The sequence below is a fragment of the Agromyces sp. LHK192 genome (genome assembly GCF_004006235.1).
In the GTDB taxonomy this organism is placed as follows: domain Bacteria; phylum Actinomycetota; class Actinomycetes; order Actinomycetales; family Microbacteriaceae; genus Agromyces.
Genome location: NZ_CP034753.1, coordinates 1,271,263 through 1,285,921, shown reverse-complemented (window position 1 = coordinate 1,285,921; position 14,659 = coordinate 1,271,263). Strand labels below are relative to the sequence as shown.

The following is a 14,659-nucleotide window of genomic DNA, read 5'->3' as shown; positions in this document are numbered from 1 at the left end:
AGCTTCGGAGGACGGAATGGGCGAACTCGCACACGCAGCGATGCTGACCTGCGCCGTGATCGGCGCCGCAGCGACGCTCGCCGCCGGACGCCGGGTGCGGCCGCTCGACGCCCTCGCAGCGCTCGTGATGCTCGCCGCGATGCTGGACACCGCCGGGGATCGACTCGTCCCCGCGATCGGCTGGGCCTGCGCGCTCGGCATCGCGGGCGTCGCCATCGGCATCCGCACCCGCGCCGACCGCGCCCGCATCGAGCCGTCCCGCGCCGACCCGTCCCGCGTCGTGCCGAACCGCGCCGACCTGTCCCCCGCCGCGCCGATCCACGCCGAGCCGGCCCGCGCCGTCCCGACCCGAGCCGCCGGCGCCGCGCACGCCGACCTGCACCACGCGCTGGCGCTCGTGGTGAGCGGTTGGCTCGTCGCCGGCGCGCTCGGCCACGCCGATGGCGCCGCCGCGATCCCGACGGAACCGCACGGCCACGCCGGGCCGGTGCTCGCGCTGCAGGTCCTCGCGGTGGCCCTGCTCGTCGCCTCGGGGGCCGTCGTGGCGCTCCGCGCCTGGCGGACCGGGCGCCGAGGCATCCGACACGGGGCGATGGCGGCGAGCATGACCGTCATGCTCGCCGCCATGGTGGTTCCCTCGCTGCTCGCCGCCGTCGGCTAGAGCCCGCGGCGCAGCTCGGGCTCGAAGGCCTCCGCCTCGGCCTCCTCGATGCCGTGCCCGATGCGCGAGTACTGTTCGGGGTCGCGGCGGCGGATGACGTACGCCCAGATCACCCCAGCGATCCCCGGCACGATGAGCAGGGCCGGGAGCACGAAGGTCGCGGGCGTCGTCTCGGCCTGCCCGAGCAACACGTTGAAGTTCGCCACGATGAGCGCGAACACGGTGAACAGCACCACTGCGGAGATGAGCGGTGCGATCAGGGTCGGCCAGGGACCGTGGCCGCGGCGGTCGCGCCGGAAGAACCCGATCACCGCGATCGCGATGATGCCCATCAGCAGGACGAGACCCATGGCACCCGTGTTCGTGAGCCACGTGAACATCGTGAGCACCGGGTAGAGGAACTCCGTCGGGGCGAAGTCCTGCTTGAGCCCGAGCACCTCGCCGGCGATCACGAATCCGAGGGTGACGACGAGCGCGATGATCGACTGCGCCACCGATCCGGCCCACGGCGCCCGCGACGACGCCCGGACGGCACCCAGCCCCCGGTGCAGCACGCCCTCGCGGCCGAGCGCGTACAGGTACCGCGCGACGGCGTTGTGGAAGGACTGGAGGGCGGCGAACAGGCTCGTCAGGAACAGCACCTGCATGAGGTCGCTCACGATGACCGGGGCGTGCTCGGACATGAAGACGAACATCAGGTCGGGGCCGAACGTCGCAGACGCCTCGGCGATCTGCGACGGGCCGATGCCGACCGTGAACGCCCACGCGCTGAAGGCGTAGAACACGCCGATGATCGCGACAGCCGCGTAGGTGGCCCTGGCCACGGTCCGCTTGGGATCCTTGGCCTCCTCGCCGTAGATGGCCGCGGACTCGAAGCCCATGAACGCCGCGATGCCGAAGGAGAGCACGGCGCCGACACCCGGCACGAACAGGTTCGAGAGTTCGAGCCCGGCGGTCGAGACCCCCGCGGGAGCGACCGACAGCGAGACGACGTCGAACACCAGCACGGCGGCGAACTCGAGTGCCACGAGGATGCCCAGCACCTTCGCCGAGAGGTCGACGCGGTTGACGCCGAGCACGCCGACGACGACGATGCAGGCGAAGATCCACAACCACCACGGGGTGACGAGGCCGAACTTGGCCTCGAGGAACATCGACAGCTGGAATCCGAAGAGGCCGTAGATGCCGACCTGCATGGCGTTGTACGCGACGAGCGCGACGAGCGAGGCCCCGACACCGAGCGGGCGGCCGATGCCCTGCGCGATGTAGGCGTAGAACGCGCCCGCGTTCGTGACATAGCGGCTCATCGCGGCGTAGCCCACCGCGAAGACGGCCAGCGCAGCGGCGAGCACGATGAAGCCGATCGGCACGCCGATCACGCCGGTCACCGCGAAGGTCGTGGTCACGCCGCCGGCGACGACCGTGAGCGGCGCCGACGCCGCGATGATCATGAGGGTGATGGACGGCACGCCGAGTCTGCGGTGGCCGAGGCCGGCGGTGGCGGGCGGGGGGTTCGTCGTTTGGGTCATGGCAGGGGATCCTCGATCGAGTTCGACGGGAGGGCGGGCCACGGCGGCATCGCCCGGTTCCGGCTCATCGTGGCCTCGCTCCCGCCGCACCGCTTGTCGCTGTGCGTCCGCCGGTTGACCGCGGACGCACGCTTCGCTGTCGCTTTACTCTCGACACGCGTAGAGTTTCCTCCACCGACACCGCAGTCGACCGAGCGAAGGAGCACGGCATGCCCGGACATCCGTTCCCGACCCGAACCGTCGAGACGGCCGGCCTGCCGCTCGGCTTCGGAGCGTTCAGCGCGCTGGTCTCGCAGTCGTTCGTGCCGTTGCAGGTGCGCGCCGACCGACAGGATGCCTTCCACGCCGAGATCCGCGCCGCCGTGCACGACGACGTCCAGCTGTCGGTCGTCACCGCCGATCGCCACGAGATCCACCGGACACCCGAGCTGGTCGCCGAATCGACCCACCGCTGCTTCAAGGTCGGCCTCCAGCTCGCGGGAACCGGGTTGCTCATCCAGGACGGCCGCGAAGCCGTGCTGCGCCCGGGCGATCTCACCATCTACGACACCGACTCGCCCTACTCCCTCGTCTTCGAGGAGGGGTTCTCGACCCTCGTGCTCATGGTGCCGCACCGCGCGCTGGAACTCCCGACCGAGGCGGTCCGCGGCATGGCGGCCGTCACGCTCGGCGGTGAGGACGGCCTCGGCGGCGCCGTGTCGCACTTCCTCGGAGACCTCGCCGCCGACCTCGACCAGCTCGACGGCCCGATCGGCGGCAGGCTCGCGCGCAACGCCGTCGACCTCGTATCGACGCTGTACGCCCGCGAGCTCGACGTCAGCCGGGATGCCGGGAACCCCCACCGCGCGATGCTCCGTCGCGTGCAGGCCTACCTCGAGGAGCACCTCGGCGACGCCGACCTCTCACCCGGCGCCGTCGCCGCCGCGAACTTCGTCTCGACGAGGCACCTGCACGCGCTCTTCCACGAGGAGGGCACGACCGTCTCGACGTGGATCCGCTCGCGCAGGCTCGACCGCTGCCGCCGCGACCTCGCGGATCCGCTCGGCGCCCATCGGCCGGTGGGCCTGGTCGCCGCCCGCTGGGGCTTCGCCGACGCGGCGCACTTCAGCCGCACCTTCCGAGCCGAGTTCGGCGAGTCGCCGACCGCGTTCCGAGCGCGCACGCTGGCGGCCTGAGCGCGGCTCCGCGACCGCTGCACCGCCATCGCTGCTGCGCGGCCCGCCGATCCGCGATGACGGGGCGTCAGTCGGATGCCCCGCCCGCTGCCTCGTGGTCGGAACCGAGCGCCCGCGACTCGGCGAACACCGCACCGGCATGCCCGAGCTCGGCGAGCGCCCGCGCCGAGGACTCGGCGGCGACGCCCGCCACGAGGTCGGTGAAGACCCGCACGTGCCGGCCGTGCTCGATCGCGTCGAGCGCGGTCGCGCGCACGCAGTAGTCGGTCGCGATGCCGACGACGTCGACCTCGGTCACGCCGTGCGCGTCGAGCAGCTGCGACACCGTGCGGTCGTCGTCGTCGACGCCTTCGAACGCCGAGTACGCAGGCCTGCCCTGGCCCTTGCGGATGTGCGCGTCGATGCCCGACGCGTCGAGCGACGGATGGTACTCCGCACCCTCGGAGCCGGCGACGCAGTGCTCGGGCCAGGTCTCGACGAAGTCGGGATCCTCGCCTCGTGCGAAGTGCCCGCCGTTGTCGTTGTCGGCGTCGTGCCAGTCGCGCGAGGCGATCACGATCGAATAGGCGTCGCGGTGCTCGGCGAGCAGCCGGGTCACGCCCTGCGCGACGGCGGCTCCGCCGTCCACGCCGAGGGCGCCGCCCTCGGTGAAGTCGTTCTGCACGTCGACGATGATGAGCGCACGGGTCATGCCTCCATTGTCACCCTCCGCCGCGGGGTACGGGCAGACCGGGGCCGGGACATTCGCCCGTCAGGTGTTCGACCGTCCGCTGTTCGCCCGTCAGGTGTTCGCGAGGTTGTCGCCGCAGAGGAAGAATCCGGTCGTCAGCGTGTCGATGGCCTGCTTCGCCGCATCCGTCACGTCGCCGAGCGCGTAGATCGCGAACGTGAGCGTCGATCCGTCCTGCGCGTGGATCACCCCGGAGAGCGTGTAGCCGGTCTCGATCCAACCGGTCTTGGCGAACACCGCGCCGTCGGCCACCGAGTTGTCGCCCGCGAACCGGTCGCTGTACGACAGCGACCCGCGAACACCCGACACGGGCAGGCCGTCCAGGAGCACCCCGAGGTTGCCCTCGCGCGCGTTGATCTTGACGAACAGCTGCGTGAGGTACGACGGCGGCACGGCGTTGAAGTCGCTGAGCCCGGAGCCGTCGACGACCGTCACTCCGGTCGTGTCGACGCCGTACTCCTGCAGGCCCTGCAGCACGCCGGCGTTGATCGCCTCGAAGGTGTTGCCCGCGCCGGTCTGGATCGCGACGAGCCGCGCGAGCATCTCGGCGACCGAGTTGTCGGAGACGACGAGCGCCTTGTCGACGAGCTGCGCGACGGTCGGCGACGACACCGCGCCGAGCTGCGCGGCACCCGCCGGCGCGACGCCGCGCTCGATCGTGGAGATGCCGCCGAGTTCCGACGCGAACGCGTCGCCCGCCCGCCCGATCGGGTCGGTGCTGCGCGTCGACGTGTTGGCACCGGGATCGTCGCGGTCGCCGTCGACCTGCAGCGCCGTGATCTGCGACATGTAGCCCTGGTCGCGTTCGACGGTGTCCCAGCTCGACTGCCACTCCTCGCCGCCGAAGTAGCTTGCGTCGAGGATGAGCCTGGTCAGCGGCGGGTTCGACGGGTCGGCGTTCCACGCGGCGCGCACCTGTGCGGCGAGGTCGTCGAGGTGCGCCGCCCCCGGGTAGACGGTCTCGGTGCCGCTCGGCGTGCGCGACAGGGTCACGTCACCGCCGCCGACGAGCACCGCGGAACCGGGCTCCGCGCCCTTCACGACGGTCGTCGTCGCACGGTGGTCGGGGCCGAGCACGTTCAGCGCCGCGGCGGAGGTCAGCACCTTCATGACGCTCGCGGTGCGCGACGGCGTCGTGCCGCCCCGGTCGTAGAGCACCTCGCCCGTCGCCGCGTTCACGACCTGCGCCTGCAGGTTCGCGAGACGTCCGTCGGCGGCCCGGTCGGCGACCGAGCAGGTGCGCACGCGGTTGACGCCTGCGGCTGCGGCGGGCTGCGGGCGCCCGGCGTCCGCCGTCGGCGTGGGAGTCGGCGTTGCGCTCGGAGTGGCCGACGTCGTTGCGGCGACGGGTTCGGCCGTCGCGACGCCGCGACCGGTGAGCACGGCGGCGGTGCCGACGAGCGCGAACGCGAGGACGCCGGCCCCGATCGCCAGCGGCATGCGATGCCGCCTGGCGAACGTCGAGATGCGCGTCAGGATGCCTCCCGCCCCGGCGGCGTGCGCGGGTGCGGCGGCCTCGGGGTCGACCGACGGCTCGTCGCGCGGGGCATCCGTCTCGTCGGCCATCCCGGAAGTGTATGGGCGGATCCCGGGAGATTCCCGAGGACTGCTCGAATCCCGGCTGGGAGGCCGGCGGCAGGGAGGCGCCCGGCAGGGAGGCGCCCGGCTGGGAGGCCGGCCCGTCGGCCGGCACGCCCGGCGCGCAGCCGGCGCGGCCTACTCCCCCGGGTAACGCAGCCCGATCTCCTCGCGGATCGCGTCGAGGGTCGCCATGATCGCCACGGTCTCGTCGATCGGCAGGATGTCCCCGCGCAGGTCGCCCGCGGCCACGAGTCGCTCGACGGCCTCGGCCTGGAAGTGCATGCCGCGTCCGGTGACCTCGGAACGGTACTCCTCGAGCACGCTGCCGTCGTGCGACACGACCCGGAACGTGGTCGGCGTGTACCAGACCGTGTCGATCTCGATGCGGGCCTCGGTGCCGAGGATGACCGCCGTGTTCGGGCCCTTGCTGTCGCTGATCGACAGGCTCTGCGCGATGCGGTCGCCGCCGTACCCGAAGGTCGTCGCGATCTGCCCGTCGGCACCGGTCGCCTTGAACGTCGCCGTCGAGTGGATCGTGACGGGCGCCCCGAACAGGTCCCAGGCGAACGAGATCGGGTAGATGCCGAGGTCGAGCAGCGCCCCGCCGCCGAGGGCGAGGTCGTTGATGCGGTGCCCCGGGTCGTCGCTGAGCTTCTGCGAGTGGTCCGCGATGAGCGTGCGCAGCTCGCCGAGCGTGCCCGCCGTGATGATCTCGCGGATGCGCACCATGTGCGGGAGGTAGCGGGTCCACATCGCCTCGAGGGCCAAGACGCCGCGCGCGGCCGCGAGGTCGGCGATGCCCTTCGCCTCCGCGGCGTTCATGGCGAACGGCTTCTCGACGAGCACGTGCTTGCCCGCCTGGATCGCGAGGGTTGCGTGCTCGGCGTGGAACGGGTGCGGGGTCGAGACGTACACGACATCGACCTCCGGGTCGGCGACGAGCTGCTCGTAGCTGCCGTACGCCGTCGGGATCTCGAACTCGGCGGCGAACGCGTCGGCCGCCTCCTGCCGGCGCGAACCCACGGCGCGAACGTCGAAGCCGTTGAGCTTGAGGTCGTTGGTGAAGGCGTGGGCGATGCCCCCGGTCGCGAGGATGCCCCAGCGAAGTCGATCGGTCATCGCGCCAGCCTATCGGCGGGCGGCCTCGGCTGCTCCCGCACGAGTCGAGTCTCCGGCAACGCGAATGGCCCCGGCGAACCGGGGCCATTGGAGCCGCCTGAGGGAATCGAACCCTCGACCTATTCATTACGAGTGAATCGCTCTGCCGACTGAGCTAAGGCGGCGTGACCGCGCTGCGCGAAGCGCACCGGGCACGAGCATCAATACTAGCGGAGAATCCGAAGGCTCATGACCACGGATGCCCCGGCCCGCGAGCCGCTCAGCACTTCGGGTCGGCCGACGGCACGACGCCGTCGATGAGGTAGTTCTCGACCGCGTCGGCGACGCACCGGTTCGACTTGTTGTAGGCCGTGTGCCCCTCGCCGTCGTAGGTGACGAGCACGCCGCTGTCGAGCTGTTCCGAGAGGTTCACGGCCCACTGGTACGGGGTGGCCGGGTCGCCGGTCGTGCCGACGACGAGGATCGGGTCGGCACCCTCGGCGTGCAACGGCTCGCGCACGGCCTCGCTCGCGACCGGCCAGCCCGCGCACGCCGGGCCGACGGTGTACGGGCCGATGATCGGCGCCGCGGCGATGATCTCGTCGGCCGAGGCGTGGATGGCCTCGAGCGTGTCGAGCGGCAGGTAGTCGAGGCAGTTGACGGCGTAGAACGCCTCGCTCGAGTTGTCGGCGTAGGTACCGTCGGCGTTGCGGCCGTTGTAGGCGTCGGCCAGGGTGAGCGCGAAGTCGGCGTCGCCGAACTGCACCGACGTGAACAGGTCGTCGAGGTACCCCCAGGCGTCGGGGCTGTAGAGCGGGTAGATGATGGCCGTGATCAGCGTGCCGGCCCCGACGAACCGCCCGTCGGTGCCGCGCAGCGGGCTCGCGTCGACCGAGGCGAGCAGGTCGCCGATCTCGCCCATCGCGGCGTCGACGCTGCCGGTGAACGGGCACTCGCTCCCGGTGAGGCAGTTCTCGAGGTAGGCGCGCAACGACTGCTCGAACCCGGCGTACTGGGCGGCGGACACCTCGGTGTAGTCGGCCTCGGGATCGAGGGCGCCGTCGAGCACGAGCCGGCCGACCTTCTCGGGGTAGAGGTCGGCGTACGTCGCACCGAGGAAGGTGCCGTACGAGTAGCCGAGGTAGTGCAGCTGCTCGTCGCCGAGCACGGCGCGGAGCAGGTCCAGGTCGCGCGCCGCGCTGACCGTGTCGACCTGTGCGAGCAACGCCCCCGTGCCCTGCTCGCACGCGTCGCCGAAGGCGGTCTGACGCGCGGCCATGTCGTCGAACCACTCGTCGCTGTTGCGCTCCCCTTCGGGGATGCCGTAGAGGAATTCGTCCATGCCCTCGGCGTCGTAGCAGGTGACGCCGGCCGAGCGCCCGACGCCCCGCGGGTCGAACCCGACGACGTCGAACCGTTGCTGCAGCCGCTCGCCGACCGCGTAGTCGAGGGTGTCGAGCACGAAGTCGTAGCCCGAGCCGCCCGGACCCCCCGGGTTCACGAGCAGCGAGCCGATCCGATCGCCGGTCGCGACGTGCCGTACGAGGGCGAGCTCGGTCTCCCCCGCTGCCGGGTCGTCCCAGTCGAGCGGCGCGATCGCGGTCGTGCATCCGAAGCCGTCGCCGCACGGCTCCCACTCGAGCACCTGCGTGTAGAACGGCTCGAGCTCGGCCGACACGGACTCGTCGGTCGGCGACGAGGTGTGCACGGGCGGCGGCCCGAACCACGAGGTGCACCCGGCGAGCACGAGCGTCGCGGCCACGGCGACGGCGGCGGCCGCGCGCTTGAAGATCGGGTTCACGCGACTCCTCGTCGGTCGTCCGGTCGTTGCAGGTCGGGTCGGCGGATCGCGGAGACCAGCATGGCCTCGAGCGCGAGCACGGGCTGCACGTTGCCCTCGATCCTCGTGCGCGCCTCCTGGATCGCGTCGAGGGTCGCGAGCGTGCGCGTCGGCGGCACGGATGCCCCGGCCTCGCGCAGTTCGCGTTCGAGTTCGCGGTTGACCAGCGGCACTTCGGCGCCGAGCTGCAGCACGAGCAGGTCGCGGTACAGCGACGCCAGGTCGACGAGGATGCGGTCGATGCCGTCGCGGAGGCTTCGCGTGGCGCGGCGCTTCTGGTCGTCCTCGAGCGCCTTGATCTGCGCGCGGAGCGCCGGCGGGATGGCCTGCCCGGGGTTGAGCCCGAGCGAGCGCAGCGCGTGCTCGCGCTCCTCGGCGTCGCGGATCTCGGTGATCGCCTTCGCGTCGTCGCCGGCGATCTCGAGCATTCGCGCCGCGGTGCGCACGGCGCCCGATGCCGAACGCACCCCGAGCGCGAGCCGCAGCGTCTCCTCGCGGCGGGCCCTCGCCTCCTCGCTGGTCGCGAGGCGGTGCGCCATGCCGATGTGGCTCTGCGCCTCGCGGGCGGCGCGCTCGGCGATCACGGGGTCGACCCCGTCACGACGCACGAGCAGTTCGGCGACGTCGTCGATCGACGGCACCTGCAGCCGCACGGTGCGCACGCGCGAGCGGATCGTCGGGATCAGGTCGGCGTCGCTGGGTGCGCACAGCAGCCACACGGTGCGCTCGGGCGGTTCCTCGAGCTCCTTGAGCAGCACGTTCGAGGTGTGCTCGGTCATGCGGTCGGCGTCCTCGACGATGATCACGCGGTGCCGGCCGACGGACGGCGCGTAGTGCGAGCGGCGCACGATCTCGCGGACGTCCTGCACGCGGATGATCACGCCCTCGGTCGAGAGCACGTGCAGGTCGGGGTGGCTGCGCGCCTCGACCTGGATGCGGGTGGCCTCGTCGCCGTCGGCGTCGCCCGCGATGAGCGCGGTCGCGAACGCGAACGCCAGGTTCGAGCGCCCCGACCCGGGCGGCCCGGTGATCAGCCACGAGTGCGTCATGGCGCGCGCCGAGACGGCCGGGGAGGCATCCGGATCGGCGGCGGACGACGACGCGGCCGCGGACGCAGCCGCGTCGCGGAACACCGCGATCGCGGCATCCTGCCCCGTCAGCTCGTCCCAGACGCTCATGCGTCCACGCTACCCGGCGCCGCCGACGGTGCCACGGTCGCGAGTGCCGCCGCCGCGAGCGCCACGGTCACGCGAGCGCGGCGACGCGCTCGCGGATCCGCTCCGCGATCACGTCGATCGGCTGCGCCGCGTCGACGACGAGGAACCGATCGGGTTCGGCGGCGGCCAGTCCGAGGAACGCGCGCCGCACGCGCTCGTGGAACTCGGATGCCTCGGCCTCGAGCCGGTCGAAGCGGGTGCGCGCGGCGTCGAGCCGTGATCGCGCCGCCCCCGGGTCGAGGTCCAGCAGCACCGTGAGGTCGGGCAGGAGCCCGCCCGTCGCCCACTCCGAGAGGCTGCGCACCTCGGCGGGGTCGAGCACCCGACCCGCGCCCTGGTAGGCGACCGACGAGTCGAGGTAGCGGTCCTGCACGACGACCTCGCCGCGCTCGAGCGCTGGGCGCACGAGCGTGGCGACGTGGTGAGCCCGGTCGGCGGCGTAGAGCAGGGCCTCGGCGCGCGGGTCGATATCGCCGCGGTGGTGCAGCACCAGCTCGCGGATCTCCACGCCGACGTCGGTGCCGCCGGGTTCGCGCGTGCGCACGACGGTGCGACCCTCGGCGGTCAGCCACTCGCGGAGCAGCTCCGCCTGGGTCGACTTGCCGGTGCCGTCGCCGCCCTCGAGCGTGATGAAGAGGCCTCGGCTCACGCCTGGCTCTTCTTCGGCGCCGCCTTGCGCGTCGTCGTCTTGGCGGCGGGCTTCCTGGCCGCCGTCTTCGTCGTCGTGCGCTTGGCGCGAGCGGGCGCCGGCCCCTTGTCGCGCTTGATCTGCAGCAACTCGATCGCGCGCTCGAACGTGAGGTCCTCGACGTTCTCACCGCGCGGGATCGTCGCGTTCGTGGTGCCGTCGGTGACGTAGGGGCCGAACCGGCCGTCCTTGACCTTCACGGGCTTGCCGCTGACCGGGTCCGCGTCGAACTCCTTCAGCGCGCTCGACGCCCGCCGAGCGCCGTACTTCGGCTGCGCGTACAACTCGAGCGCACCCGCGAGGTCGATGTCGAAGATCGCGTCCTCGCTCGGCAGCGTCCGGGTGTCGGCGCCCTTCTTGAGGTACGGACCGTACCGGCCGTTCTGCGCGGTGATCTCGTCGCCCGACTCGGGGTCGAGGCCGACGGTGCGCGGCAGGTCGAGCAGCTTGAGCGCGGTCGCGAGATCGACCTCCTCGATCTGCATCGACTTGAACAGCGACGCGGTGCGCGGCTTCGGCGCGGCGGCCTTCTTCGCGCCGCGCTTCGGCTTCTCGGGCTCGGTCACCTCGCCGGTCGACGGATCGACGGATGCCTCGGCCTCGGGCTCGAGCTCGGTCACGTAGGGCCCGAAGCGGCCGTCCTTCACGACGATGCGCTTCCCGTTGTCGGGGTTCTCCCCGAGCACGCGGTCGCTCTGCACGGGAGCGTCGATGAGCTCCTGCGCCTTCGCGGCGGTCAGCTCGTCGGGCGCGAGCCCCTCGGGCAGGTTGACGCGACGGGGAGCCGCGTCGGGAGCGGCATCCGGTTCCTGCGTCTCGAGGTAGGGGCCGTACTTGCCGATGCGCAGCGTGATGCCCGGAGCGATCTCGACGGAGTTGATCTCGCGGGCATCGATATCGCCGAGGTTGTCGACGATCTGACGCAGGCCCTTGTGGCGGTCGCCGCCGAAGTAGAAGCCGTTGAGCCAGTCGACGCGGTCGGCCTCGCCGGAGGCGATCCGGTCGAGGTCGTCCTCCATCTCGGCGGTGAAGTCGTACTCGACCAGGTCGCCGAAGTGCTCCTCGAGCAGGCGCACGACCGAGAACGCGGTCCAACTGGGCACGAGCGCCTGGCCGCGCTGCGTGACGTAGCCGCGGTCGAGGATGGTGGAGATGATCGATGCGAACGTCGAGGGGCGGCCGATGCCGAGCTCCTCGAGGCGCTTCACGAGGCTCGCCTCGGTGTAGCGCGGCGGGGGCGACGTCTCGTGGCCCTTCGCCTCGAGCTCGTCGAGTGCGACCTGCTGGCCCTCCTCCAGCGGCGGGAGCTTCGCCTCGCCGGGTGCGTCGTCGGCGTTGCGCTCCTCGTCGCGGCCCTCCTCGTACGCGGCGAGGAAGCCGCGGAAGGTGATGACCGTGCCGCTCGCGGTGAACTCGGCGATCGCGCCGCCGACGGGCGTGGTGGGCGCCTCCGGCGCCGGGGCATCCGCCGCCGTCGGACCGACCTCGATCGTCACCGTGGCGGTGTGGCCCTTGGCGTCGGCCATCTGCGAGGCGACCGTGCGCTTCCAGATCAGGTCGTAGAGCTTGAACTCGGAACCGCGCAACTGACCCTCGACCTCGGCCGGGGTGCGGAACACCTCGCCCGACGGGCGGATCGCCTCGTGCGCCTCCTGCGCGTTCTTCGACTTCCCGGCGTACGCGCGGGGCTTGTCGGGGATCGAGTCGGCGCCGTAGAGCTTGGTGGCCTGCGAGCGGGCGGCCTGGATCGCCTGCTGCGAGAGCGACGGGGAGTCGGTTCGCATATAGGTGATGTAGCCGTTCTCGTAGAGCGACTGGGCGACGCGCATGGTGTCGCGCGCCGAGAGCCGGAGCTTGCGCGCCGCCTCCTGCTGGAGGGTCGACGTCGTGAACGGCGCAGCGGGCCGGCGGGAGTAGGGCTTCGATTCGACCTTCGAGACGCGGCGGGCGACCGTGTCGTCGCGCAGGGCCGCGGCGAGCGCGGTCGCGGTCGCCTCGTCGAGCACGACGGCGTTGCCCTTCAGCCGACCGGTGTCGTCGAAGTCGCGTCCCGAGGCCACCCGGGTGCCGCCGAGCCTGGCGAGCTTCGCCTCGAACGACGAGCCCGAGCCGGCGAAGCGGGCGACGAGGTCCCAATAGGCCGCGGTGACGAACGCGAGGCGCTCGCGCTCGCGGTCGACCACGAGCCGGGTCGCCGCGGACTGCACGCGGCCGGCGGAGAGGCCGGGGCCGACCTTGCGCCAGAGCACCGGGGACACCTCGTAGCCGTACAGGCGGTCGAGGATCCGGCGGGTCTCCTGCGCGTCGACCAGCGAGGTGTCGAGTTCGCGGGTGTGGTCCTTCGCGGCGAGGATCGCGTCCTTCGTGATCTCGTGGAACACCATGCGGCGCACCGGGACCTTGGGCTTGAGCTCCTGCAGGAGGTGCCACGCGATGGCCTCGCCCTCGCGGTCTTCATCGGTGGCGAGCAGGAGCTCGTCGGCGTCCTTCAGCGCGCGCTTGAGTTCGGCGACGGTCTTCTTCTTCGAGTCGGACACGACGTAGTAGGGCTCGAAGCCGTTGTCGACGTCGACCGAGAACTTCGCGATGCCGCCGCCCTGCTTCTTCAGCTCGGCCGGCAGGTTCTTCGGTTCGATGAGATCGCGGATGTGACCCACCGAGGACAGCACCTCGTAGCCGTCGCCCAGGTACTGGGCGATGGACTTCATCTTGGTCGGCGACTCGACGATGACCAATTTCTTCGCGCCTGACACAGACTCCTCTGATTCCATTCGAAAGCGAGAACGCACCGGATTCCCGCGCCCCCGAGCGGTGTGCTGTCGACCCGCGGATCGCCGGGTCTGCCCACACCATACACATTGCAGCCGGGAGCGCACCTTCACCGACCCTCCGTCCACACCCTTGCGGATGCCGCGAAGCGGAGGACAATGGCGGACATGGACACGTCACTCGCGGGTTCGTACACCGCCAAGCTGATCGACGGCCCGCTCGAGGGCAAGACCGTCGCGACCGCCTTCGCCGATTCCGGCGACCCGCAGCCCCGTCTCGAACTCCGAGGCGACGGCGGCAAGCACTACGTCTACTCCCGCGGCGGGGGCCTCGAGTTCTCCGCGGAGGACGACGAGCGCCCGTCGGCCGTCGAGTACCGCTTCATCGAGACCGTCTTCGACTGAGCGGCACCCGCGGCGCGTCGCGCCGCGGGCGTCTGCATGCGGTCGCGACCGACGGATCCTCGGCGGCGCACGTCACCCCGGTGGTCCCGCGCGCGCCCGCGCCGTGACCACGAGGCCGAGCACGCCGATCTCGACGTCGACGACGGCCGTCGAACCGGAACCGCCGTCGCCGCACGCGGTGAGCACGGCGCCGTTGCGCCGTGCGACGAGCGCAGCGAGTTCGCACGGCTCGCCAGGGACGGCCCCGGACATCGCATCCGCCGCGGCCAGGGCTGCGGCGTCCGCGGCGTTCGCTGCGCGCTGCGACTCGACGTGGACGGCGAGCACGGGCACCAGCGACGCGGTGAGCAGCACGACGGCCGCGACGATCGCCAGCGCGAGCACCGATCCTGCGCCGCGCTCGTCGCCGATCATCCTCCGCCCCCGACGGCGCACGACTCGGCCCGCAGGCCGAGCAGGCCGAGCACGCCGCTCGCGGCCGACCTGAGCGTCACGCAGACGAGCGGGGGCTCGTCCACCGTGCTGAGCGCGACGGGCACGCCGGCGACACGGCCCGCGATCGCGATCGCCGTGCCCGGCGCCTCCCCGCGACCGAGCGCCCGCGCGGCGTCGGCGGCAGCGTCGGTCAGGCGCACCTGGGTCGCGACGACCTGCACGGCACCGAGGCACAGTGCGAGCACGAGGGCCACGGCGGGCAGCGCGACCGCGAGTTCCGCGGTCGCGCTCCCGCGCTCGTCAGCCCACCGTGAGCGCATTCCTGACCAGGTCGGTGAGGATGCCGCGCACCTCGTCACCGCGGAGGATGACGACCAGCAGCCCGGCGAAGCCGACCGCGGCCATGGTGGCGACGGCGTACTCGGCGGTGGCTGCGCCGCGTTCGCCGGCGAGGCGCCGCAGCAGTGAGCGGGCGCGACGCCGCACGCGGTCGCGGCCGCGGCCGGTGCCGGCATGGGTTCGGATGGACATG

Annotated in this window: 14 protein-coding genes and 1 tRNA gene; 3 read left to right on the top strand and 12 right to left on the bottom strand. The window is 72.0% G+C overall.

The genetic code is table 11. From position 1 onward, the window contains the following. The first annotated feature begins 16 nt into the window (after positions 1 to 16). Complete coding sequence (locus ELQ40_RS05730) at positions 17 to 661, top strand: hypothetical protein (protein WP_127792823.1); 645 nt, start codon at positions 17 to 19, stop codon at positions 659 to 661. On the opposite strand, the gene ELQ40_RS05725 is transcribed toward ELQ40_RS05730, so the two are convergent. Continuing rightward, on the bottom strand, positions 658 to 2,190 hold the full coding sequence (locus ELQ40_RS05725; RefSeq protein WP_240665957.1) for an APC family permease: 1,533 nt from the start codon (positions 2,188 to 2,190) through the stop codon (positions 658 to 660). The genes ELQ40_RS05730 and ELQ40_RS05725 overlap by 4 nt on opposite strands. A gap of 209 nt (positions 2,191 to 2,399) precedes the next feature. On the opposite strand from ELQ40_RS05725, the gene ELQ40_RS05720 reads away from it, so the two are divergent. After that, positions 2,400 to 3,365 (top strand): helix-turn-helix domain-containing protein, encoded by a 966-nt coding sequence (locus ELQ40_RS05720; protein WP_127792822.1) that lies wholly within the window; start codon positions 2,400 to 2,402, stop codon positions 3,363 to 3,365. A gap of 67 nt (positions 3,366 to 3,432) precedes the next feature. Here the strand turns inward: ELQ40_RS05720 and ELQ40_RS05715 are convergent, their stop codons facing one another. From ELQ40_RS05715 to topA, 8 genes are all read right to left on the bottom strand, one after another. Continuing rightward, positions 3,433 to 4,056: an isochorismatase family protein gene (locus ELQ40_RS05715; RefSeq protein WP_127792821.1), complete on the bottom strand. Its 624-nt coding sequence runs from the start codon at positions 4,054 to 4,056 to the stop codon at positions 3,433 to 3,435. A gap of 90 nt (positions 4,057 to 4,146) precedes the next feature. Further along, on the bottom strand, positions 4,147 to 5,661 hold the full coding sequence (locus ELQ40_RS05710; protein WP_127792820.1) for a D-alanyl-D-alanine carboxypeptidase/D-alanyl-D-alanine-endopeptidase: 1,515 nt from the start codon (positions 5,659 to 5,661) through the stop codon (positions 4,147 to 4,149). Between the two features lie 150 nt (positions 5,662 to 5,811). Then, positions 5,812 to 6,795, bottom strand: a complete 984-nt coding sequence (locus ELQ40_RS05705; RefSeq protein ID WP_127792819.1) for a Gfo/Idh/MocA family protein — start codon at positions 6,793 to 6,795, stop codon at positions 5,812 to 5,814. 88 nt (positions 6,796 to 6,883) lie between these two features. Beyond that, positions 6,884 to 6,959, bottom strand: a tRNA-Thr gene (locus tag ELQ40_RS05700). A gap of 95 nt (positions 6,960 to 7,054) precedes the next feature. Further along, positions 7,055 to 8,575, bottom strand: coding sequence for an alpha/beta hydrolase (locus ELQ40_RS05695; RefSeq protein ID WP_127792818.1), 1,521 nt, complete (start codon positions 8,573 to 8,575; stop codon positions 7,055 to 7,057). Beyond that, positions 8,572 to 9,792: a DNA polymerase III subunit delta' gene (locus ELQ40_RS05690; protein WP_127792817.1), complete on the bottom strand. Its 1,221-nt coding sequence runs from the start codon at positions 9,790 to 9,792 to the stop codon at positions 8,572 to 8,574. The genes ELQ40_RS05695 and ELQ40_RS05690 overlap by 4 nt, the downstream gene beginning before the upstream one ends. Positions 9,793 to 9,859: 67 nt before the next feature. Continuing rightward, complete coding sequence (gene tmk / locus ELQ40_RS05685; protein WP_127792816.1) at positions 9,860 to 10,480, bottom strand: dTMP kinase; 621 nt, start codon at positions 10,478 to 10,480, stop codon at positions 9,860 to 9,862. Further along, positions 10,477 to 13,272, bottom strand: a complete 2,796-nt coding sequence (topA, locus tag ELQ40_RS05680; RefSeq protein ID WP_127792815.1) for a type I DNA topoisomerase — start codon at positions 13,270 to 13,272, stop codon at positions 10,477 to 10,479. The genes tmk and topA overlap by 4 nt, the downstream gene beginning before the upstream one ends. Before the next feature lie 183 nt (positions 13,273 to 13,455). Here topA and ELQ40_RS05675 point away from each other — a divergent pair, with 183 nt between their 5' ends. Beyond that, complete coding sequence (locus ELQ40_RS05675; RefSeq protein WP_127792814.1) at positions 13,456 to 13,692, top strand: hypothetical protein; 237 nt, start codon at positions 13,456 to 13,458, stop codon at positions 13,690 to 13,692. 72 nt (positions 13,693 to 13,764) lie between these two features. Here ELQ40_RS05675 and ELQ40_RS05670 read toward each other — a convergent pair whose 3' ends face one another. From ELQ40_RS05670 to ELQ40_RS05660, 3 genes are read right to left on the bottom strand one after another with little or no spacing between them, the layout of a single operon-like run. Beyond that, the gene (locus ELQ40_RS05670) at positions 13,765 to 14,106 is read right to left on the bottom strand and encodes an Rv3654c family TadE-like protein (protein ID WP_127792813.1); all 342 of its coding nucleotides are present in this window, start codon (positions 14,104 to 14,106) and stop codon (positions 13,765 to 13,767) included. Beyond that, positions 14,103 to 14,447 (bottom strand): TadE family type IV pilus minor pilin, encoded by a 345-nt coding sequence (locus ELQ40_RS05665; protein ID WP_127792812.1) that lies wholly within the window; start codon positions 14,445 to 14,447, stop codon positions 14,103 to 14,105. Before ELQ40_RS05665 ends, ELQ40_RS05670 begins: the two co-directional genes overlap by 4 nt. Continuing rightward, a complete protein-coding gene (locus ELQ40_RS05660; RefSeq protein ID WP_127792811.1) occupies positions 14,428 to 14,658 on the bottom strand; it encodes a DUF4244 domain-containing protein in 231 nt (76 codons plus the stop codon). Before ELQ40_RS05660 ends, ELQ40_RS05665 begins: the two co-directional genes overlap by 20 nt. Position 14,659: the final 1 nt, after the last annotated feature.